Here is a 21,324-nt window from a genome sequence, read left to right on the forward strand (position 1 = left end):
ACGCCTGACGCCTGACGCCAATGATAAAACCGTAGGGCGGCAATGCCTGCAAGGCATCTCCGCCATGCTTTTCAGGATTAGCCAGCGATACCCCGTGCTAGACTGCGGTTTTGATCATCAGACATTGGGGGAATGTGGTGCTCACACGTTTACCGCCCTGGGTAGAAGTCGGGGCATTCCTGCTCGCCTTTCTCGCCGGCAGCGTCAACGCGGTGGGCCTGCTGGGGTTCAGCCACCAATCGGTATCGCACCTCACTGGCACCTCCTCGCTGCTGGGCCTGGCGTTGGCGGATCTGGATCTGTCTGTTGCCCTGCATCTGTTACTCACCTTACTCAGCTTTCTCGCTGGCGCGGCGCTCAGTGGCATGCTGATTACCAGCACCGCCCTGAAGCTGGGGCGACACTACGGGTTTTCCCTGCTCATTGAGGCCGTACTGTTGACCCTGGCCATGCTGGCCCTGCAGCAGGGTAGTGATCTGGGCATCTATCTGGCGTCCATGGCCTGTGGCCTGCAGAACGCCATGGTGACCACTTACAGCGGCTCCATCATTCGTACTACGCACCTGTCGGGGATCTTTACCGATCTGGGTATCATGCTGGGCAACTGGCTGCGCGGCATTGCGCTGGATACCCGGCGCCTGCTGCTGTTCCTGCTACTGATCGCCGGGTTTATCTGCGGCGGCGTGGTCGGCACCGTGCTGTTCCGCTGGCTGCATTTTGCTGCCTTGCTGGCACCGGCAACGCTGGCAGCCATGCTGGCAGTCATCTACTGGGGTTACAGCCGCACTAAAGGCAGCTAGCTTTCAACAAGCCCACACCGAATTGATCGTCCTTGCCGGGCTCACCAAGATCTTCGCTGTGTTGCAGGATGCTGTCTGTGTCCGCTACGGAAAGCGCCGCCGCCACAAAGGGCACCGCGAAAGAGGTGCCGGTCATGTAGCCATACTGCCCATCTGCCTTTGCCGTCCACAACTCCACCCCTGGTGCAGCGATATCCACGGCCTCGCCACGGTTGGCCTTGCGATAGAGACGCTTTCTCGCATCCACCGCTGTCACCGCCATCACTTCCGGTTGCGCCGCCGGCCACTGTGGCGATGACCGCTTGCCATCGTTTCCAACCGCGGCAGCGAAGCGCACCCCGCGCTGGTGCAGTTGCCGGATGACCACTTCCAGCACCTGATTGCGTGGGCCGCCAAGGCTCATGGCCACTACGGGCACCGGCACACCCGCCAGCCAGTCGAGCCCTTCCAGTAACAAGGCACTGTCGGTTTCCGCGCCACCCACGCCTTGCCGAAACACCCCTGCCGCATACAGGCTGGCCTTGGGGAGCAGCCCCTTCACATTGTTGGTTCCATTGCCAAGCAACAGGGCCGCGCCGGCAGTGCCATGGTCTCGCGGGGCTTCAGCCACCCCGGCTGGCAGAAACGAACGTTGCTGCAGCGCCGCCCCCTGCAATACCGGGTGGCTGGTATCCACCCCGGAATCCAGCTGCCCGAGCACGGCGTCCTTGCCGCAATCCTGGTTCACCTGCCAGCCGATCTGTTGCTGGCCGTAGGTAACCCCCTTGCCCTGCAGCCGGTAACGATGATTTTCATCCACCAGCAACTCAGGCACCTGTGCCTTGAGTGCGCTGAGCTGGCTGTCCAGCTCGCGACTGTCGCGGGCGAGAAACACGCTCATTACCCAGCCCAGATTCTCCAGGGTGCGGCGCTGACGTAGCCGCCAGCGATAACCGGCGGCCCTTGCCGCCACGGCTTTCGCGGCGTCCATGCTGGTGGTTACCAGCACCAGTTCGGTTTCGGTAGCGCGGGACAGGGAAGGGGGAAGCGGTTGCTGCGGGATCGACAGGGGATGGCCACGAACCGGTGCCAGCGTTGGCGTGCCGACGGGCGGCTCTGGCCGCGACCCTTCTCCACTGACCGTGGCCTCCCTTGAGGGTACGGTAGTGGTCGCCCTTAAAGGCGCACTGGAAGGGCGAGAGGTCGACGAACCGGTGGGCTCCGTCGTAGCCCCTGAAGGAGCCGGTGCCGTGCCAGGTATCGGGCCGTGGGTAGGGTCTGCCGCCAGCCCCCAGGCAGGACAGAGCACTCCCAGCAGCAGTGCCAGCATCCTCATCTCCCGATGGGTAGTCACTCTGCCGACTCCACCATGGCTTGCTCGACAATGCCCTCCGCCGACCGCAAGGTGGTGGCCGCTTGCTCAACAGAAGCGCCTTCGGGCACCGCAATCAGGTATAAGCCCAGGGCACTGGGACCAGCCACTATCTGCCCTTCCACGCGGTCCAGCAGCTCGCGAATCTGCGCTTCGCTGGCGGTCTCCACAAAGCGCACCTGAATCCGTGCGTCCTCCACGGTTTCTCCCAGTGGACGGTAAACCGTCTCCTGTTGCCACTGCGAGGTAATCACCCCGAACTGGGCTACTACCACCAGCACGGCAGCCGCCAGTGCTCCGCGCCACCAGCCCGGTGCGCTCGTCGCAGTCTGTTTCTCTTCATCGCGGACGGCTTTCATCAGCCGTGCCATCCCCATCTCGTTCACCGCCGGCAATGGGTCGTTCTGCATCTGCTCGCGCAAGGTGGCCAGCCAGTGCACCTCTTCCCGGCATTGCTCACAACCGGCCAGGTGTGCCTGAATGGCCTCGCGGTCACTGGCGGGCAGGGTGCCATTCACAAAGGCTGGCAGATCGTCATCAGGATGTTTCATGTCATTCTCCCGTTCTGTCAGCTAGGTCGTGGCGAACAGCCATCCGGTTCATCGAGACTGCACAGCCCTTTCATCAGGGCCGACAGACAACGCTTTAGCTGTGCCCTGGCGTGAAAGATGCGTGTCTTCACCGTCCCCAGCGGACAGTCGATCACCTCGGCAATATCGGGATAGGCCATGTCGTCAAAGAACGCCAGCTGGATGGCATCACGCTGGCCATCCGGCAACTGACGAATGCAGTGATGCAGATAGGCTGCTTCCTGACTGCCCTGAATCGCCGCAGCGGTATCACCCTCTTCGTGATCCTCCGGTTCCGGCACATTGTCATGACTGTCTTCGCGACTCCATTTGCGCAGGTAATCCACCAGCTTGTTGTGGGCCATGGACATGGCCCAGGTGAGTGGCTTGGAGCGGCCCTCGAAGCGGCCCGCCTGGCGCCACACATCCAGCATCACTTCGTGCACCACATCCTGGGCGGCGGCGGCATCGCCACCCAGCCGGGATTGTACGTAATACTGCAGACGCGGCTGCCAGCGCCGGTACAGGGTCTGAAGGGCGCGCTGATCCCCGTCAGCCACAGCCTGCAATAACGCCTGTTCTTCTGCTACGGAATCGGTCATGGGCGTTGTACCTCCCGCCATTCACTCACGCCAACCAACTGGCCAAGGGCATCCAGAGCTTCCACACGCCAGAGATAAGTCCCCGGCGTGGACAGTTTCTCCCACATCAGCGGTCCCGGCTGTGCGCTGGTCTGGCTTGCTGACAACCACTGCGCGGCCACAGGCCCATCGCCACCAGGTTGTAACGGCACCGCCAGGCCGCCATCCAGACGTGGCAAACCACTGCCGGTGGTGGCGTAGAAACTGAGCCGATAGCTGGTGGCCGCTGCAACCGGCTGCCACTGGAATGGCGTGTCATCCTGCATCACCGCACCCCTTGCCGGGCCCTGCAAGAGAATATCCTCCCAGCCGGCAGGACCGCTGGCACTGGTGATCACCTGATATTGCAGCACCGGAAGAGTCGCCTCTGGGCTGGTGCTGCGTGGCCGGAAGCGCAGCAGATACAGCCCGGGGATATCGCTGGGCAAGGGGGGAGCCTGCAGGTTCGCCTGGCCACCGGCGGGAAGTAATTGCTGTACCTGACGCAACGGCCGGAACAGGGGCACCCCGGCGCTGCCCGGCGGTGAAGCCAGCTCCCACTGGCCTTGCAACAGGCCACTGCCGGTGTAGTAGAAAGTGGCATGGGCCGACACCGCTTCTCCCTGCTCGATCACCCGCTCAGCACCACCGCGGGCCAGCTGCAGCTGGATGGCGGTCAGGGAAAATCCCGCCGCGGCGGGGGAGCGTAATGCCAGGGTGGCCGCCGCACTGCTGCCGGACAAGCCATCAGTGAAGGTACGCACCAGCACCAGCCTGTCACTGCCGAGCTGCAGGGCCTGTTCGCTAACGGTGGAGGGAATGCTCAATGTATCGGCAAAGGAAAAGGTGCGGGTGCCGAAGGTGGGGTTACAGGCAATGGAGCGCGACAAGCGTCGCGGCAGGGTGCGTAGCAAGGGGCCGTTAATCTGGCCGGCACGAATTTCCACGGACGCGGAGGTGACGGTTCCCAGGCAATTGGTTTCATCGCGCACCGCCTGCCAGTTCAGCGACACCAGTGCCTGCCGGCCCAGCGCAACCCCCTGGCTGGCCGGGTTCACCGACGCACTCAGTACATCCGCCCGGGCCATCCCACAGGCCAGCCCCAACAGCATCATCAGGGTCACTATCGATTTCATGGCTGCACTCCTGTCCGGGCCCAGCTGGCGGTGACACCGGCAAACACCTGCCACTGATTCTCACGGGCCAGCGCATCCAGCACGGGCTGGCGATAATACTGGCCGCCCAGGTTCAGGCTGACGCCGGGCACCCAGCCACGGGGCTGCCGCCATTGCCAGTTCACACTGCCCTGCACGTCATCCAGACGCTGGCTGTCTTCACCGCCCTGTTCCAGCCGGCCCCAGGTATAGGTGAGGCTGGACCACACCCGGCGGCTCCACTGCATACCCAGTGTCATGCCCGCCTGGCTCAGGGTTGAGTCGTCGTCGGGCAGCAAACGGTTCATGGATTCTGCCCGCTGGCCATAGGGTTCCAGGGTGAGCCGCTGGCCCACCGGCAAACGCACACTCAATTGCGACAATTCGGTTTCCAGATCGGACAGGACGCTCTGCTCGCTGCGATCCCGGCCACGGCTGTGGGCCAGATCCCAGGACCAGCGCGGATACTGTACCGCCAGTGACGCGGTCATTTGCCGGTTACGGTACAGATCGCCTTCGTCGAGCAGCGCCGCCGCCCGGCTGACGTCCTGATCGGTGTCCTGCCAGCTCAGATTGAGCGCCGGTTGCCCCAGCCAGCCATTGCCATTGAGCAGCGGGGCATAACCCAGGCTGTAGCTTTGCTGTTCCAGCTCCGTTACCGGCAACAACGGGTTGTCATCCACATTGTCATCCTGGGTGCCCAGATAGGCCTGCAGGGATAGCCCGGCCCAGAACAGGGAACCATAGCCCCCCAGCACACTGCGGTCCGCCAGCATCTGGGGATTGGTGGGACTGTAGAAGGCGGCACCCACTTCGCGGCGCTCGATACCGGTGCTCAGGGCCACCGGCTGGCCGATCAGTTTCCAGTTCCTCAGCGGATACCAGGTCAGGCGGGTATCCCAGGCCTCGTCCCGTTGTTCCTCCAGTGCCGGACCCGGCGACAGACTGTCCGTATCACTTTCCCGACTGGACCAGGCGTATTCTCCCTGCCAGTGGACATGCTCATCAAACAGCCAGCTTTGCAGCGCCACACTGCTCACTTCACCGGCACGACTTTCCGGATCGGACAGCACCCCGCTACCGAATTCTCCATTGCCGCTGGGACCTTCACCCTGCAGCCAGCTCACGGTGACACTGAGTTGCTGCGGCGCATCGGCGAATGGACGATGGGTCAGGGACGCGCCATCACTGCGCCGCTCCGGTTCGCGGGTCCACAGGGCGCTGCCACCACCCGGTGCCGGGGTGCGCAACGACCAGATCGTCACATCCAGCGGCTCGCTGCTCAGCCCTGCGGACAGCCCCCGGCGCAGCACCGGCTCCATGAGTAACCGGGAAGACAGGGGAATCTGGTCACCGGCGGTCCATTGCCAGGGGCCATGCTCCCCCTGCACATGCACATAGCCCAGCGACAGGCCATCACGACCCGTGCCTTCCAGCGGATCACGACTGCTGCCCAGGGCTTCCACTACCGCACTGCTGCGCCACTGGCCATCCGCCGCCGTCGCCCCCACGCGCAAACCGCCCTCCACCACCGTGGAATCCGGTAATGGCTCGGGAAGATTGTCGTCATCAAGACGCTCACTGACGGTCACATCCAGACGCGAGTTAACACCCGCTTCGCGAAAGCGCTCCGAATGCCGCACAGTAAACGTCCAGACACCATGCTCACGCAGATCCCCCGCGGCCGTCATCTCCACCAGACGCAGCTGATGATCGCCGGTGGGCAGGGCAGAGGGGGGAATCAGGTGCAGCTTTCCAGGCTCGGAAGCATCCAGCAGGGAAGACACATCAGTATCGTTCAGCTCAAGCAACCATTGTGAATTTGCCGCCGCTGATTCAGGCAGCAACACGGTGATCTCGCTGTTGGCAGTAACCGGTTGCGTCATCAGCAATTCCACTGATGCACTCGCGCTAACGCTGGCGGTCAGCAGCCAGCCTGCCAGCCACCCATACCGACGCAACCCTGATTGTTTCCTTTCCATGGCTTTCTCTACTTCGCAATGCATGCGCATTGAAACGGCCGGGCCAATCCATCCGGCCTCCGGCTGCATCCCCCAAAAAAAATAAAAAAAATCTGAACCGCTTGCGATCAACCAGCGACTCCCTGATGACAACACATCAATCAAGGAGATTTATCATGACATTGGTTAAACAGTGCATCCGTATCGCCACCCTGACTCTCGCCATCGCTGCCGGGCAACAGGCCCTGGCGGCCGGATACCTGAAGCTGGATGGCATCAAGGGCGAAAGCCAACGCTCAGCCCCCACCGCCAGCCATCGTTTCCATCATGGCGGCGGTGGCGGTGCCGGCAAGGCCAACTTCCAGGATCACCCCGCTGCCCGGGGCGGTCTGGACCGGGACATCATCCGCCGCTCTTCCGGTACCCGCCAGCAAACCACCACCCGCTTGCCCAAGGTTGGTGCAACACAGCTGCATGGCGTCGAGCCAGACGAGATCGACTAATACCGCAATGGACGACATGGTCTATGGCACCCGCCGAGGCCATGTCATTTTTCTGAATCTTCTTCAGAAAAATTTCACCGCTATCCCGCGTCAAACCTAGCACACCACGCCCTGTCTTTACGGAATTGCTATGCAAAACATGATGTATAGCACAGTGCCATCAACGCCACCGCCCTAGACTTTCCAACCAACCGGCACCCCATAAAAAGCCGGAAAAGTTTTTTCCCTTTTTATTGAACCGTTTCGGGAGCGACAACGACCCAGGGAAAAACATTCATTGAGAGGGAATACTCATGTCACGCTTTCTGCACCATTTCAGCCCTGCACTGATCCTGGCCAGTGCCACTCTTCTCACTGCCTGTGGCGGCGGTGGCGGCAGCTCCTATGCCGGCGCCCCCTCACCCAGCGCCCCCAAGGTGGAACGCTATGCGATTGCCTCGGCTTATACCGGCGGGGCCATCTCCAGTTTTGCTGTCGATCCCCAGAGTGGACAAATGCGGCTGGTCGACAAGGAATCGTCGGGATTAAGCCTGATTACTTCAGTGGCGCTGCGTCCCGGCCACAATGACGTCACTTCACTTTCCTATGAAGGTGGCATCACCCAATACAAGTTGAATGAGCGTGGCGAACTCTCTATCCATTGGCTGGTAGACCTGGGTAGTAAAGGTAACGATGTGATCATTCACCCGTCTGGTGATTTTGCCTATGTGGCCGATTCTGATGTAGGCATTTATCAACTCGCCTTTGATGAAAACGCGATGCTTTCCACCCTGTCACCCAATGACAGTGTCGCTGCCGAACCCGGTGCCGTGCTGACCGATCTCGCCATTACCAGTAATGGCGAGCATGTTTATGCTGCGGATATTACCAATGATCAAATCGCCTTTTTCAACGTGGAGCAGGACGGCTCCCTGACTTATGTTGACTCCTTCGCCACTGGCGATGGCCCTTACCGACTCGCACTTCAGCCTTCCCGTAATCTCCTGTATGTGGCCAATCGCCATGATGGCACCCTGGGGCAGTTCTCTATCCAGCAGGATGGAACTCTGCAGGCTATTGCCCCCGCGCTGCCTGTTGCCAACTCGTCTCTGGAAAGTGTTGTTATCGATAACAGTGGCAGCTTTCTCTACGCTGCAGATCTACCCGATGACAAGATTTGGCAATTCCGTATTGGTGAAGATGGCGCCGTCACCCCACTGGACACGCCTTTCATCAGTGTCGACAGCAAGGTCGTACCACGCACGCTGAAAGTCAGCCCGGTGAGTGATCGGCTCTACTTGTCAGACGGCAATAGCCAGTCCATGAATGGCAATGGCGCGGCCATGATCCCCTTCTTCATTGACGAAACCGGCGAACTAAACCCCATGACCATCAAGCAGATCGCCATGGACGCACATCCCTCTGATCTTGTCTTTACCACCGGCAAGGCCCTTACCTCGCACAATACTGCTGCCTATGTCATCAACAGCGGCGCAGACAATGTAAGTCAGTTCTTGATGGATGACGATGGCGCCCTGACGCCCTTGGGGGATAGCGCACCTGTTACTGGAGATAACCCCACCGCCATCGCCGCACATCCCACAGGAAAATACATCTATGTCGCCAACTACAACGACGACACGGTATCGCAGTTTCGCCGGGTAACGTCGTCTCTGGTAGTTCAGGAAATTGATGAGCTGGAGGAGATTGGCGGCGGTGACATTGCGACGGATCTTGGCCCTGCTGCGCTGGCGGTACATCCCTCAGGCAACCATCTCTACGTAGCACACAAAGACAACAACAGCATCACACGCTTTAATATTGCTGCCAGCGGCGCTCTCAGCATCGAGGCCAATGAAGATCCCTATCAGGTTGGCTTTGCCGATCCAACTGATCTTGTGATTGATCCCACCGGCCGCTTCCTGTGGGTGGTTACTGACACCCTTTCTTCCCGTGTGATCCCCTTCGCCATCAATGCACTGGATGGCTCATTGACCCGCCTGGATGATTTCATCAAAGCCACCGGCGCCAGTGCCAAGTCCATCACCATCACCCCGGATGGCCAGGAGCTGTATACCTCGTTCAGCTCTGGCATGGAAAAATTCCTGATCGACAATGACACCGGTGCGATCACTTCCAATGCCAGCGAGAGCGGTAACGGCATTATCAAGGTGCTGGTCTCCCCCCTGAATGTGCTTTACGCGGTCAGTGAAGTGGATCAATCCATTGGCTGGTTTAGCGAAGTAGTTGGTAGTGTGGCAACCGACTCCATTCCGGCAGGGCTGGCGGTTGCCCCGACAGGTGAACATCTTCTGCTGGCCATCAGGGGCAATGAAATGATGACGCGCTTTGCCATTAACGGGGATGGTTCTCTGATTGCCGAAGAATCCGTCGCGGTGGGCAACCTGCCCGTAGATGTGGCTATCGTGGGCTACACGGAGTAACCACACTGCAAAAAGAAGGGCGCCAATGGCGCCCTTTTTTATTCGTACTGTTTGATGAATCCCACGTTGAACTGTTCAACGCCGGAGAGTGATACCGCACCACCACGTGGCCGGTACCAGCTGTAGCGTTTGAAGTAGCGATTGAGATCTTCGGATTTGAATACATAACCATGGCGGGCAAAGATTTCATTCCTTGCCAGCCTCAGCGTGCTTTTATCCAGACCATCAATATCTGCATAGGTGAGCTTGCGGCGATGAGAGTCCGGCAGCAGGTAATCTTCACTGGTCATTGCATGCAGGCTCTGGCCACTGTTTTCCAGCACCCGCTCACGGCCTAACAGAAAAGCCACATTGGCCTGTTCCACCGCATTCAGTGAGACCTGTTTGCCCCTGGGCTCATACCAGGGCTGGCGGGAGAAGTGGCGACGCAGATCCGCAGAATTGAAGGTGTAACCGTGGCGGGCAAAGATTTCGTTGCGGGCCACGCGCAGGCCCTGGGCATCCAGGCTGCGCACATCGCTGTCGGACAGCACCCGTCGCGCGCTGTCGGCAATCAGATATTGCGACCCCCCGGCACTGCGTGACGCCGACGGGGCCTGACGAGAAGAGGGCGAGGGAGCCGGGCGGCTGCTGGCGCGAATGGCGGCCACCTGCCGCTGCCAACGGTCCCAGCCTTTCTCCACCGCGACCAGGCGATCTCTTCTGCCGGGATGAGTGGAGGATGCTCCGGCATTGAGCCCTTGCCAGAGTTGCTGGGCATCACCGAGGCTGGCGCCCATGGCGGCCAGCACAAACCCGGCATATTCATCCGCTTCCAGTTCCTTGGCTGGCTGACTGCCAAGGCCATCCAGGGTATGGCCCTGCAAGTGATGACCCACTTCGTGGGCCACTACACCATACAACTTCCAGGTTTCTTCATCCCCACGCAGGCCATCCATCCAGTTGCGGTTGTAGAGCAGGTAACGTTGCCCATCCATGACGGTGGCGGCGGCATTGCCGACCCGGGGGGTTTCCAGGATCTGGAAGTTGGGTGTCAGGCCAGACAGCTGAATGATGTTTTCGACGATGGCGAAGATCGCATCCGGGGTAAAACCATTTTGCGCCGGGTAGGCATCCAGCTCCTGCATCCCCACGTCCTGACAGCGCTCCATGCTGCACACCACATCCGCGTGACCTATCGACACCACACCGAGACTGAACAACAGCCACGCGGCTGCCCGTGAAAATTTCATACTGACCCCCAACGTCATTCCCGCAGGCAATATAGCGAGCCTTCCGGCTATTCGCTAGCGATCTGCAGCCACTCGTAATCCATCTGTCGTGCGGTTTTTTCGGCCAGCTCGCGGCTGTGCAGTTTCTCCACCAGATGCAGGCTCATATCGATGCCAGCGGAAATCCCTGCCGAGGTGATGCGGTTGCCATCTTCCACCCAGCGAATATTTTCCTGTACCTGCAACGCCGGATAACGACGGTGCAGGTCGGGGAGATCTTCCCAGTGAGTGGTGACTTTCTCGTTACTCAACAGGCCTGCCTCGGCCAGCAGAAAGGCACCGGTGCACACTGAGGTCACCCAGCTGGCCTTTTCACCTGCACGGCGAATGGCTTCCAGCAGGGTGCGGTTGTTAAGGGCCCAGGTGTGCACGCCGCCGCTGACCAGCAGCACATCCAGTTTGGGATGATTGCCGAGGGTGAAGTGGCTATTCACCGAGAGACCACCACGGGCATTGACGGTCTGCCGCTCGCTGATCAGGCAGACCGCCCAGGGCTTCTCCTCGCATAGCCGTGCAGCCGTGGCGAAAACTTCATAGGGGCCGGCGAAGTCGAGGACTTCCGCTTCATCGTAGATCACAATGCCGATCTGCCGCATTGGATACTCCTGCAACCGTCGGAGTGGTTATTTGGCAGGCAGGGTGCGAACGAAGTCGAAACAGCAGGCCAGCCAGCGTGTCATTTCATCCTCTTCCGCCAGCACCGCGCTGTCCACCATGATCATGCCTTTCATGGCCCGGCCGGTGAAATCCATCTCGCTGGCCCCCGGCTCCCTCAACCATTGCTCATAGGCATCAGGGCCTACCCGTGCCAGCAGACGGTCGCCGAGAATACCGCAACACATGTTGCCGGCAATCATGAAACACAGCCCGCCAAACATCTTCTTTTCGTCTGGCAGAGCGCCACTGATGGCAACCAGTCCCTCACGCACCCGCTCTGCCAGGTCGCTATCGAAAGCCACGGATCAGAACACTGCCCTGAGGGCATTGAAGGTCAGACCGATCAGCGCCAGCGAAGACAGGAAGAACAACAGGAAGCGGACTTCGATCTTGTTGACCAGTGCCTGCAACAGCGAATGCACAATGCGGATGCCCACATAGGCCCAGGCCAGCACCAGGTTGATGCCTTCACCAAAGCCCAGCAAGGCCAGCGCCAGCACGATGGCGTAGAACACCGTGGGCTGTTCCATCAAATGATTATAGTTATCCGCCTTCCAGCGCACAGAGGCCGGCAGGGTATTCATCTGCTCGCCACGGGGCGCATTGGGGTCGGGCTTCATGTCCATGGCCATCATGGCCGGCAGGCGAGTCGCATACATCCATAGCCACATGACCATGGACCAGGCAACCAGTACAACGAGAGGGGTGAGAATGGGTGTCGAGATCAGCAAGGGGAGGCTCCCGGGTAATAAATCGACTTCCGTTTATACCACCCCTTACTGGAACAAAGGAGCCTCTGAATTACTCCCCGTGACTTTTCAACCCACTTCAGGCCATTGCCAGCGGGGAGCATCCAGCAGGCCCTGGCCCACCACCCGGGTCTCGCCCATTTCCTTGCTCAGTTCGGTATGGACACAATCCGGGTGCGCCTTGAGCGCCTCCACCAGCTCACTGGCATGGCTGACTACCCACAGCTGACTGTGCTGGCAGGCTTTCTCGATCAACCGGGCCAGGGCCGGTAACAGATCCGGGTGCAGACTGTTCTCTGGTTCGTTGAGGACCATCATGGAAGGCGGACGCGGAGTCAGCAAGGCAGCGATCAACAGCAGGTAACGCAGCGTGCCATCAGACAGTTCTGCCGCAGTGAGCGGGCGCAGCAGACCATGCTGGTGGAACTCCAGCTTGAGGCGACCGTCGGGGAGCGGGGCAATCTCCAGTCGCGCCCCGGGAAAAGCATCCTCGATAGCCACATCCAGCCCACGGCTGTCGCCGATTTCGCGAATGGTCTGCAGGGCCGCGGCCAGATCATGGCCGTCATGATTGAGTACCGGGGTACGGGTGCCGATCTGCACCTGGCGGGCCGGGGCATCGCGGTCAGTACGGAAATGATCATAGAAGCGCCAGCCGCGAATGCGCTCGCGCAGGGTCAGCACTTCCGGAGCACTGTTGGCATCGGCCACCTGGCTGAACAGGCTGTCGAAACTGTTGAGGTGGGCGGCAATCAGCTTCCAGCCGCTATCGCTGCGCACCTTGACCATGGGCCCGCGGCGGTCCACCAGTACCGAGGCAGGGCGGAACACCTCACCGGACCAGATGATTTCCCGTTTGATCTCCGGGTCAAGATTGAAGGCGGTGGTACTGTCCGGCTTGGGCAGCCCCAGTTCGATCAGATAACCAAAGTCCTCACCAGTGAACCCCAGACGCAGGCGACGTTTTTCCTGGCGCGGGCCTCCCTGCACCGGCACCAGCCCACGGCGCATGGCCGTAGTGAGGGTTTCCGGGCCGGCCCAGAAGGTGGACTCCAGCCCCCCCTCACTGGCCAGTGCCGCAATCACATCATCCCTGGCCGTGGCCGCCAGCAGTCGCAACGAACGGTAGAGGTTGGATTTACCGCTGCCGTTGGCACCGGTCACCACATTCAGCGGCCCCAGCGGCACCACCAGATCCAGCGCCGAGCGGTAATTGCTGATGGCCAGAGTGTTAAGCATGACAGTCCCTTGTTTGAAAGCAGCTGCAAGCCTCAAGCTACAAGCAAAACCCTGAAACCGTGAACGCGGGCACTGAGGTTATGTTCAAGAAGGCCCGATCCGCGCCTTGTAGCTTGCAGCTTGAGGCTTGAAGCTGATTTATCGGTCAGTAATACGGCATCCGTGCCGGCTTTCAATACGTCGGTGGCGAACGGTGTTTCTCGCGGACGGGCGAGCGCTTTCAGATTAGCGTCAGGGCGTTATCACGACAGGTACTGCTGCACAAAAAGACGCCATTGCAGCGCTTCCAGATCCAGCCACTCCCGGGCCGGGGCAGCCTGCTCCAGCATCAGGAAAGCCAACAGGGCGCCGGTACTGACAATTGCGGTGCACCAGAAAATCCCACTGAAGGGCTGCTTGCGGGTCTTGTGGCGGAACAGCGGGCGGGCGATCAGCGCACCCGGCCAACCTCCGGCCAGCGACAATAGATGCAGGGTGTTTTCCGGAGTACGCGATCGCTGCTGCACCGCCGCACGTTTGTCGAGACCATATACCAGCAGGGTATAGAGGCTGAGCAACCCTGCCGCTGCCAGAAGGAAGGGGAAGAAAGTGTAGTCTTTCGCCAGCCAGTAAAGGCCGAGATAAAAAGCCACTGCGACAACAACCGCGAGGAATACGTTTTTCATTTCTGTCCTCATCCCAGCCAGGCCCATAGCGCAGCCAGCAAGGCCACCGGTGCTGTCTCTGCCCGCAGCACCCGCTCGCCCAGTGCGAAGGGAACAAACCCCGCGTCCCGCGCCGCACTCAATTCCTCATCCGAGAAGCCGCCTTCCGGGCCGGTCAGCAAGGCCAGTGAAGCACCGCGCTCCAGTACTGCAGGATCGAACGGTTGCTCTCCAGGATGAGCAACCAGCCTGTGATCTGGTAGCTCACTGCCCAGCCAGTTTTTCAGGTTTTCCACACCGCTTACCTGCGGAGGAATATTCAGCCCACACTGCTCACAGGCACTGATGGCAATCGCCTGCCACTGGGCCAGCTTCTTGTCCGCACGCTCGCCTTTCAGACGCACTTCACAACGCTCCGTATCCAGCACCACGATTTGCGCCGCGCCCATTTCGGTGGCTTTCTGAATGGCGTAATCCATCCGGTCACCCTTGATCATGGGCAGGGCCACGGTGACCGCGAGTGGCGGAGTGCGGTTAACGTCGTTGAAGGACAACACCTCTACCGCCACCGCCTTCTTGCTGATGCTGTCGATGCGCGCCTGAAATTCACCGCCGCGACCATTGAACACCTCGATATCTTCCCCCGGCGCCATGCGCAGCACCTTGCCGATGTGATGGCTGGCAGCAGCCCCCAGTTCAGCCACCTGGCCGGCCTGAAAGTCCTGATCATCAAAAAAACGGCGTGACATGATTACTCCATCGCATGCGGGGTGTCGCGGCAAGGGCAAAAGGCTACCATAGCCGGGCGCTGACGCCTTCGTTAATCCTGCTATGAGAAACACCCATGGGTGAGATCCTGCATTCTTCCTTCCGTGCCCCCCTGTGGCTGCGCAACCCCCACCTGCAAACCCTGTGGGGGCCGCTGGGCCGCACCCTGCCGGAAGTAGAGCGGCAACAGGAGCGACTGGAGCTGCCAGACGGGGATTACCTGTTGCTGGACTGGGCCGGCCCGGCACCCGAACCCGGCCAGCTCACCGTGATCCTGTTGCACGGCCTGTCCGGCTGCAGCGATTCCCACTACATGCGTGGCTTCCAGAAAACCTTCGCCGATGCCGGCATCCGTTCTGTGGCCATCAACAGCCGCGGCGCCAAACAGCCCAACGATACCGCGCTGTGTTACCACGCCGGGGAAACCGATGATGTGGATACGGTGATCGAACACGTTTTCCACCAGGACCCCACCGGCCACCGGCTGGCCATCGGCGTGTCGCTGGGTGGCAGCCGGCTACTCAACTGGCTGGCCCACCGCGACAGTGGCCGACTCACCGGGGTGGCGGCGGTATGCGCCCCACTGCGACTGGACCTGTGTGCCAACCGGCTGGACCGGGGCCTGTCACGGATGTACCGCAAGCATCTGATCACTGAACTGCTGGCCAGCTTTGATCGCAAGAAGGCTCACCTGGACCAGGTCAACCCCCCCGAGGCCAAGCGTCTGTATCGGCTGAACATGACCGGTATCCGTTCCTTCTGGCGTTACGACGACCAGATCATCGCCCCCTTGTACGGCTTCCGCGGCGCCAGCCATTACTACGCAGAATGCTCAGCCGGCCCGCGTCTGTTGCAGATCCGCACTCCGACCCTGCTGCTACAAAACCGCGACGACCCCTTCATGACCCCGGCCACCCTGCCGAAGAAGGCCGAATTGGGCCCGGCGGTAACGCTGGAAATTAGTGAAAATGGCGGACATGTGGGCTTTATCGGCGGGGCGGACAATCGTTATTGGCTGGAGCAGAGATTGCTGGCATTCGTGCAGGGCTACGGGTTTCGGTAGAGAGGCGGGAAAGGCTGGCTGTAGGAGCTTGCCTGCAAGCGATCCGAGCCCCGGCGAGGTAATAGTTTCGAGTTGCGAGAAGCGAGTTTCGAAAGGCAAAGACCCCGAACCCCAAACCTGGCTACCGGTTTTGGATTTTCGAAATCCGTTACTCGTCACTCGCTTCTGGAATCCTTACCTCGCCGAGGCTCGGATCGCTTGCAGGCAAGCTCCTACGGGAGCTCCGATTCAGCCGGCTTTCTCTTCTGCCGTTTCCGGCAACCCCAGCAACAACGACGTGGTGACATCCGCACCGCGATAGCGGGCGCGCATTTCTTCCAGATGCTCACGGGCCTCGCCGGTGAGGAAGGGCTCTTCCAGACAGATCATCTGATAGATGCCATGACGCATAAGACGCTCATCCAGGGCTTCATCCCCCGCCGCATCCGGGCGCAAGCCGTGCACCAGTGACGCCCAGGACGACATGATGATCCAGGTATTTACCATCAGCCCCTGTAGCTGCTCGTCATCCACTTCAATGATGCCGCTGTCACGCAGGGCGCCAAAGATTACCGCGCCGCGGTCCGTCACCGCCTGGACGAACGCCCGGTAACGCCGAGCCAGCTCCGGGTCCGCATGGAGCAGGTGGGACAGGTCCCGGTGGAAGAAACGGAACTGCCACATGGAAGCCAGCAGGCTTTCAAAGTAATACACCTTTACCCGCCAGTTCATGGCTTCCTGCGGGGCCTCCAGCGCCGTCAGCAACTGGGCCTGATAACGGTCGAACAGGGCCGACACGATCACACCCTTGTTGCGATAGTGGTAATAGAGGTTCCCCGGGCTGATCCCCAGCGCCTCGGCAATGTGATTGGTGGTCACATTGCGCTCCCCCTGTTTGTTGAACAGGGCCAGGCTGGTATCGAGAATCTTCTGTTTTGTGCTGGTCATTTCGGGACAACTGTTGTGTTTTTGCTACGCCGAGTTGACTCCTAGAGTAATTACTCTAAAAATCATCAGCAAGGCTATTTTATGAGCAGGGTTGTTTGCGCCCGCCGGCCTATCTTACACAACAAACAAACTCGGGAGGCGAAGACCATGGTCGCCGAAGTGAAAGAGCTACATCAGAGCAACACCCAGATCGAGCGCATGCAGCGCATCTTTGCGGCACAGAAGGCTGCGTTCCGCCAGCACCCTTATCCGTCTGCGGAACAGCGTATCGAGCTGATCAATCGTCTCCGCCCGATTATGGCCAACCATGCGGACGACTGGGTCCAGGCCATCAATGAGGACTTCACCAACCGCGCCGCGGATGAAACCCGTCTGGCGGAAATCCTTATCACTCTTGAAGGCCTCAAATACACCACCCGCAAACTGCGCAAGTGGATGAAGCCCAGCAAGCGAAGCGTCAGCGCCCTGAGCTGGCCCGGCAAGACCTGGGTGGAATACCAGCCGCTGGGCGTCGTCGGCGTGATCGTGCCCTGGAACTACCCGATCCAGCTGGCGGTAGTGCCGATCATCACCGCTCTGGCCGCCGGTAACCGGGTGATGGTGAAAATGAGTGAAGCCACCCCGAATGCTGGTGCCCTGCTGGAAAAACTGGTCGCCGAGAGTTTCCCGGAAGACCAGGTGGCTATCTTCAACGGTGAAGTGGAAGTGGGTCAGGCCTTCTCCCAGCTGCCGTTCGACCATCTGATGTTCACTGGCTCCACTGCGGTGGGTCGCCACATCATGCGCGCCGCCGCCGACAACCTGACTCCGGTGACCCTGGAGCTGGGCGGCAAGAGCCCCTGCATCATCGGTCAGGACTTCCCCATGCGCGACGCCTGCGAGCGTATTGCCTTTGGCAAGTGCCTGAATTCCGGCCAGACCTGTGTGGCCCCGGATTACATCCTCTGCCCGGAAAACCGGGTGCAGGAATTCGTGGAAGCCTGGAAGGCCCAGGTGGCCCAGTCCTACCCGACCATGCTCGACAACCCGGACTTCACCGCCATCGTCAACGGCCGCCAGCAACAGCGTCTGCTCGGCTACCTGAAGGATGCCCGTGAGAAGGGTGCCGAGGTGATCGAGATCAACCCGGCCAACGAAGACTTCAGCAACAGCCAGAAGATCCCCCATACCCTGGTGCTGAATGTCACTGACGACATGCAGATCGCCAAGGATGAAATCTTTGGCCCGCTGATGATCGTGGTGCCCTACAAGACCCTGGACGACGCCATCGAATACGTGAACGATCGCCCCCGTCCGCTGGCCCTGTACTACTTCGACTGGAACAGCGAAAACTGCAGCCGCGTCCTCAAGCAGACCCACTCCGGTGGCGTGTGCCTGAACGACACCATCTCCCATGTGGGTGTGGATGACATTCCGTTCGGCGGCGTCGGTGATTCCGGCATGGGTGCCTACCACGGTCCGGAAGGCTTCAAGACCTTCTCCAAGGCCAAGGGCATCTACAAGAAGGGCAAGTTCAACGCCACCCGCTTCATCCTGCCGCCCTATGGCCGTGGCATGCACAAGCTGATCGAAAAGCACATGATCAAGTAACACCTTGCCGCCACCTGTTCTCTCCGGAGGGCAAGTGGTGGCGCCATTTTTTGAGTGCAATGCGTTAAGGAGCCTCTGAATAACTCCTTAAGAAAACCAATAACAAAGGACCCCCAATGGATCAGGGAATCGACCGCCGCGGCTTTCTCAAGCTCGGTGCTGCAAGCAGTGCACTGCTTGCCACCGGCTCTGGCCTGGCACTACTGACCGGCTGTTCCAGCCAATCTGAAGGCCCAGCTGAGGGCTATCGCTATTTTCGCCAGCAGGACGTGGATCTACTGACCCCCCTGGTGGGTGCCGTACTTGGCCCCGCCCTGGCTGCTGCTGGCGCCTCTGCCACTGACGGCATGAAGGCCTACGATGATCTTCTTGAAGGTGCCATGCCCGGTACCCGCGCCACGCTGTTTCAACTCCTGGACCTGTTGCAACTGGGTGCTGCCCGCTGGTTCCTGACTGGCAGCTGGGCCCATTTCGCCGAGCAGAGTGACGAGCAACTGCAACAGACCCTCGACGACTGGTCTGCCAAGAGCAATGGCATTGCGCGCATGGCGTTCAAGGGTCTCACCCAGCCGATGTTCATGGCCTGGTATGCCAAACCTGCTGGCGCCGTGACCACCGGCTACCCGGGGCCGCCCCAAATCGTGACGGCCTGAGCCGCTGTCCCGCACCCAACAAGAACAAGGAAATGTCATGCAGGACCTGACGACTCTGCAGATCAAGGTACAAGACCCGTGGAAAAGCCCCGCGGATAACGGCTGGAACGTGATCGATGGCCGTACTATCAACGATGACCGCACCCTGGAAGCGGATGTGATCATTGTCGGCAGTGGCGCCGGTGGTGGTGTCAGCGCCGAAATCCTCAGCCAGCGCGGCCTCAAGGTGATCGTGCTGGAAGCGGCCAAACTGAAAACTTCTGCCCAGTTCAACCTGGACGAGAGTGAAGCCTATCGTGACCTCTATCAGGAGGGCGCCATGCGGGCCACCAAGGACGCCGGCATGACCATCCTGCAGGGCAGGGCGGTGGGTGGCACCACCGTGGTGAACTGGACCAGCTCCTTCCGCACGCCCAAAGAGACCCTGGATTTCTGGCGTGACCAGTATGCGGTGGAAGGACTCAGCCGGACCGAACTGGATCCCTGGTTCGAGCAGATGGAAAAACGCCTGAAGATCGAAAAGTGGCTGATGCCCCCCAATGCCAACAACGATGTGCTCAAGCGCGGCTGCGATGCGCTTGGCTGGCACGCCGAAGCCATCCCGCGGAACGTGAGCGGCTGCTGGAATATTGGCTACTGTGGTATGGGCTGCCCCACCAATGCCAAGCAATCCATGCTGGTGACCACCCTGCCAGGAGCACTGGCCAGTGGCGCCACCCTGATCCACAGCGCCCAGGCTGACACCCTGATCATCGAAGGGGATAGCGTCACCGGGATCAACGCGCGGCCGCTCAAGGACGACAAGACCCCCACCGGGGCCAAACTGACGCTCAAGGCCCGTGCAGTGGTTACCGCCGGTGGCAGCATGCAGAGCCCGGCCTTGCTGATGCGCTCCGGCGCCCCGGATCCGCAAGGTCTGGTCGGGACACGCACCTTCCTGCACCCCACCAACTTCGCCTATGGCATCTATGACAAGGAAATCGCCCCCTACTACGGCGCCCCCCAGTCCATGTACTCGGACGAGTTCGTGTTCAAGGATGGCGTGGATGGCCGGGCCGGCTTCAAGCTGGAAATGATGCCCATGCACCCCGGCCTGAATACGGCGCTGGTGGGCGGCTACGGCGCCAGTGCCTTCGATCAGGCCCAACGCTTGCCCAACCTGGCCGGTTCCATTGCCTTGCTGCGTGATGGCTTCCATGAGGACAGCGTGGGCGGCACAGTGGAACTGCGCGACAACGGCGAACCGCTGCTGGATTACCCGGTCAACGAGTACCTGCTGGAAGGCACTAAACGGGCTCACCTGACCATGCTGGAAATGCAGTTTGCTGCCGGCGCAAGAGAAGTGCGTCCCGGCCATGCTCATGCGCCTTACTACAAGAACTGGAAAGAAGCCCGTATTGGTGTGGAAAGCCTGGAATACGCCCCCACCATCACCGGCCTGGGCAGTGCCCACGTCATGGGCGGCCTGACCATGGGCCAGGACGAGCAGCGCTGTACCGTCAACAGTGATGGAAGCTACAAGTACCTCAACGGTCTCTATGTCATCGATGGTTCGGTGTTCCCCACCAGCCTCGGGGTCAACCCGCAGCTGACCATCTATGGCATGAGCGCCCGCAATGCCACCGCCCTGGCGGATTCCCTCACCGCCTAGTCTTGACCCGGCTGCCTGCCTCTTGAACAGGCAGGCAGCCGCAAGTCAATGTCAAAAATTCACCAATTGAGACAAAAACCTCATTTTGTTTCACGGTGAACTACGCCATATTGCAGCCTGACGATTCCCGCGAATAACGACGGATAGGTGCCATGGCTGTGGAAATGCATCGACGTGACTTTCTCAAGACCGGCCTGTTCGGTGGTGCCCTGCTCGCCACCGGCTCCAGTCTTGCCCTGCTCAGCGGCTGTTCCAGCAATGACGGCCCGGCAGAGGGCTATCTGCATCTGCGCCAGCAGGATGTGGAACTGCTGCTGCCGCTTACCGGGGTGGTACTGGCCCAGGCCCTGGAGAAGTCCGGTGCATCTGCAGAGACGGCCCTGAAGGCTTACGACAAGGTGCTCAATGGCGCCATGCCTGGCACCCGCGCCACCATGTTCCAGTTGTTCGATCTGATGCAGCTGGGTGCTGCCCGCTGGTATATCACCGGTAGCTGGGCATCCTTCGCTGACCAGGACCAGGCCACCCTGACCCAGACCCTGCAGGCCTGGTTCACTCTCGATCGCACCCTTTCCCGCATGGCCTGGAAAGGGCTGGTACAGCCGTTGATGTTTGCCTGGTTTGCCCAGCCGGAGGCCGGCCTGACCACCGGTTACCCGGGACCACCGCAACGGGTTATTTCCTGATCCCTTTACCTTTCACCCCCCTTACCGGCAGACGCTAAAGGAAGT

Annotated in this window: 21 protein-coding genes; 8 read left to right on the forward strand and 13 right to left on the reverse strand. The window is 60.4% G+C overall.

Going from position 1 to position 21,324, the window contains the following annotated elements; translation table 11 throughout:
• Positions 1-137: 137 nt before the first annotated feature.
• A complete protein-coding gene (locus MWU49_RS12130; RefSeq protein ID WP_246972661.1) occupies positions 138-800 on the forward strand; it encodes a YoaK family protein in 663 nt (220 codons plus the stop codon).
• On the opposite strand, the gene MWU49_RS12135 is transcribed toward MWU49_RS12130, so the two are convergent.
• Genes MWU49_RS12135 through MWU49_RS12155 form a run of 5 tightly spaced genes read right to left on the reverse strand, consistent with a single transcriptional unit; the run spans position 787 to position 6,476 of the window.
• Complete coding sequence (locus MWU49_RS12135) at positions 787-2,109, reverse strand: S8 family serine peptidase (protein WP_246972663.1); 1,323 nt, start codon at positions 2,107-2,109, stop codon at positions 787-789. The genes MWU49_RS12130 and MWU49_RS12135 overlap by 14 nt on opposite strands.
• A 20-nt stretch (positions 2,110-2,129) precedes the next feature.
• On the reverse strand, positions 2,130-2,702 hold the full coding sequence (locus tag MWU49_RS12140) for a zf-HC2 domain-containing protein (protein ID WP_246972665.1): 573 nt from the start codon (positions 2,700-2,702) through the stop codon (positions 2,130-2,132).
• A gap of 17 nt (positions 2,703-2,719) precedes the next feature.
• On the reverse strand, positions 2,720-3,322 hold the full coding sequence (locus MWU49_RS12145; RefSeq protein WP_246972667.1) for a sigma-70 family RNA polymerase sigma factor: 603 nt from the start codon (positions 3,320-3,322) through the stop codon (positions 2,720-2,722).
• Positions 3,319-4,476, reverse strand: a complete 1,158-nt coding sequence (locus MWU49_RS12150) for a hypothetical protein (RefSeq protein ID WP_246972669.1) — start codon at positions 4,474-4,476, stop codon at positions 3,319-3,321. The genes MWU49_RS12145 and MWU49_RS12150 overlap by 4 nt, the downstream gene beginning before the upstream one ends.
• Positions 4,473-6,476, reverse strand: a complete 2,004-nt coding sequence (locus MWU49_RS12155; RefSeq protein ID WP_246972671.1) for a hypothetical protein — start codon at positions 6,474-6,476, stop codon at positions 4,473-4,475. The genes MWU49_RS12150 and MWU49_RS12155 overlap by 4 nt, the downstream gene beginning before the upstream one ends.
• Positions 6,477-6,631: 155 nt before the next feature.
• On the opposite strand from MWU49_RS12155, the gene MWU49_RS12160 reads away from it, so the two are divergent.
• Both MWU49_RS12160 and MWU49_RS12165 read left to right on the forward strand, forming a co-directional pair.
• The gene (locus MWU49_RS12160; RefSeq protein ID WP_246972673.1) at positions 6,632-6,958 is read left to right on the forward strand and encodes a hypothetical protein; all 327 of its coding nucleotides are present in this window, start codon (positions 6,632-6,634) and stop codon (positions 6,956-6,958) included.
• Positions 6,959-7,251: 293 nt separating this feature from the next.
• Entirely contained in the window at positions 7,252-9,381 is a 2,130-nt protein-coding gene (locus MWU49_RS12165) for a beta-propeller fold lactonase family protein (RefSeq protein ID WP_246972677.1), read from the forward strand.
• Positions 9,382-9,419: 38 nt separating this feature from the next.
• Here the strand turns inward: MWU49_RS12165 and MWU49_RS12170 are convergent, their stop codons facing one another.
• The 7 genes from MWU49_RS12170 to MWU49_RS12200 form a co-directional block, all read right to left on the reverse strand.
• Positions 9,420-10,613, reverse strand: a complete 1,194-nt coding sequence (locus MWU49_RS12170; protein WP_246972679.1) for a YARHG domain-containing protein — start codon at positions 10,611-10,613, stop codon at positions 9,420-9,422.
• 47 nt (positions 10,614-10,660) lie between these two features.
• On the reverse strand, positions 10,661-11,248 hold the full coding sequence (locus tag MWU49_RS12175; RefSeq protein WP_246972681.1) for a DJ-1/PfpI family protein: 588 nt from the start codon (positions 11,246-11,248) through the stop codon (positions 10,661-10,663).
• A 27-nt stretch (positions 11,249-11,275) separates the two neighbouring features.
• Positions 11,276-11,611: a TfoX/Sxy family protein gene (locus tag MWU49_RS12180; protein WP_246972683.1), complete on the reverse strand. Its 336-nt coding sequence runs from the start codon at positions 11,609-11,611 to the stop codon at positions 11,276-11,278.
• Positions 11,612-11,614: 3 nt separating this feature from the next.
• Positions 11,615-12,040: an MAPEG family protein gene (locus MWU49_RS12185; protein WP_246972686.1), complete on the reverse strand. Its 426-nt coding sequence runs from the start codon at positions 12,038-12,040 to the stop codon at positions 11,615-11,617.
• Positions 12,041-12,127: 87 nt separating this feature from the next.
• Positions 12,128-13,297 carry an AAA family ATPase gene (locus tag MWU49_RS12190; protein ID WP_246972688.1) on the reverse strand — a complete coding sequence of 390 codons (1,170 nt, stop codon included), beginning with the start codon at positions 13,295-13,297 and terminating at the stop codon, positions 12,128-12,130.
• Positions 13,298-13,539: 242 nt separating this feature from the next.
• Positions 13,540-13,962: a DUF1294 domain-containing protein gene (locus MWU49_RS12195; protein ID WP_246972690.1), complete on the reverse strand. Its 423-nt coding sequence runs from the start codon at positions 13,960-13,962 to the stop codon at positions 13,540-13,542.
• Positions 13,963-13,970: 8 nt separating this feature from the next.
• Complete coding sequence (locus MWU49_RS12200) at positions 13,971-14,690, reverse strand: 16S rRNA (uracil(1498)-N(3))-methyltransferase (RefSeq protein WP_246972692.1); 720 nt, start codon at positions 14,688-14,690, stop codon at positions 13,971-13,973.
• 95 nt (positions 14,691-14,785) lie between these two features.
• Between MWU49_RS12200 and MWU49_RS12205 the strand changes: the two genes are divergently transcribed.
• The gene (locus MWU49_RS12205) at positions 14,786-15,772 is read left to right on the forward strand and encodes an alpha/beta fold hydrolase (protein WP_246972694.1); all 987 of its coding nucleotides are present in this window, start codon (positions 14,786-14,788) and stop codon (positions 15,770-15,772) included.
• 228 nt (positions 15,773-16,000) lie between these two features.
• Here the strand turns inward: MWU49_RS12205 and MWU49_RS12210 are convergent, their stop codons facing one another.
• Positions 16,001-16,699: a TetR/AcrR family transcriptional regulator gene (locus MWU49_RS12210; RefSeq protein ID WP_246972697.1), complete on the reverse strand. Its 699-nt coding sequence runs from the start codon at positions 16,697-16,699 to the stop codon at positions 16,001-16,003.
• 147 nt (positions 16,700-16,846) lie between these two features.
• Between MWU49_RS12210 and MWU49_RS12215 the strand changes: the two genes are divergently transcribed.
• The 4 genes from MWU49_RS12215 to MWU49_RS12230 all read left to right on the forward strand — a co-directional run bounded on the left by MWU49_RS12215 (position 16,847) and on the right by MWU49_RS12230 (position 21,279).
• Positions 16,847-18,289, forward strand: a complete 1,443-nt coding sequence (locus MWU49_RS12215) for a coniferyl aldehyde dehydrogenase (RefSeq protein WP_246972699.1) — start codon at positions 16,847-16,849, stop codon at positions 18,287-18,289.
• A 116-nt stretch (positions 18,290-18,405) separates the two neighbouring features.
• Entirely contained in the window at positions 18,406-18,942 is a 537-nt protein-coding gene (locus tag MWU49_RS12220; RefSeq protein WP_246972701.1) for a twin-arginine translocation signal domain-containing protein, read from the forward strand.
• Between the two features lie 37 nt (positions 18,943-18,979).
• On the forward strand, positions 18,980-20,593 hold the full coding sequence (locus tag MWU49_RS12225; protein WP_246972703.1) for a GMC family oxidoreductase: 1,614 nt from the start codon (positions 18,980-18,982) through the stop codon (positions 20,591-20,593).
• A gap of 152 nt (positions 20,594-20,745) precedes the next feature.
• Positions 20,746-21,279 (forward strand): Tat pathway signal protein, encoded by a 534-nt coding sequence (locus MWU49_RS12230; protein ID WP_246972705.1) that lies wholly within the window; start codon positions 20,746-20,748, stop codon positions 21,277-21,279.
• The last annotated feature ends 45 nt before the right edge of the window (positions 21,280-21,324 follow it).

This window comes from Alcanivorax sp. S6407, from assembly GCF_023016115.1.
GTDB lineage: Bacteria > Pseudomonadota > Gammaproteobacteria > Pseudomonadales > Alcanivoracaceae > Alcanivorax.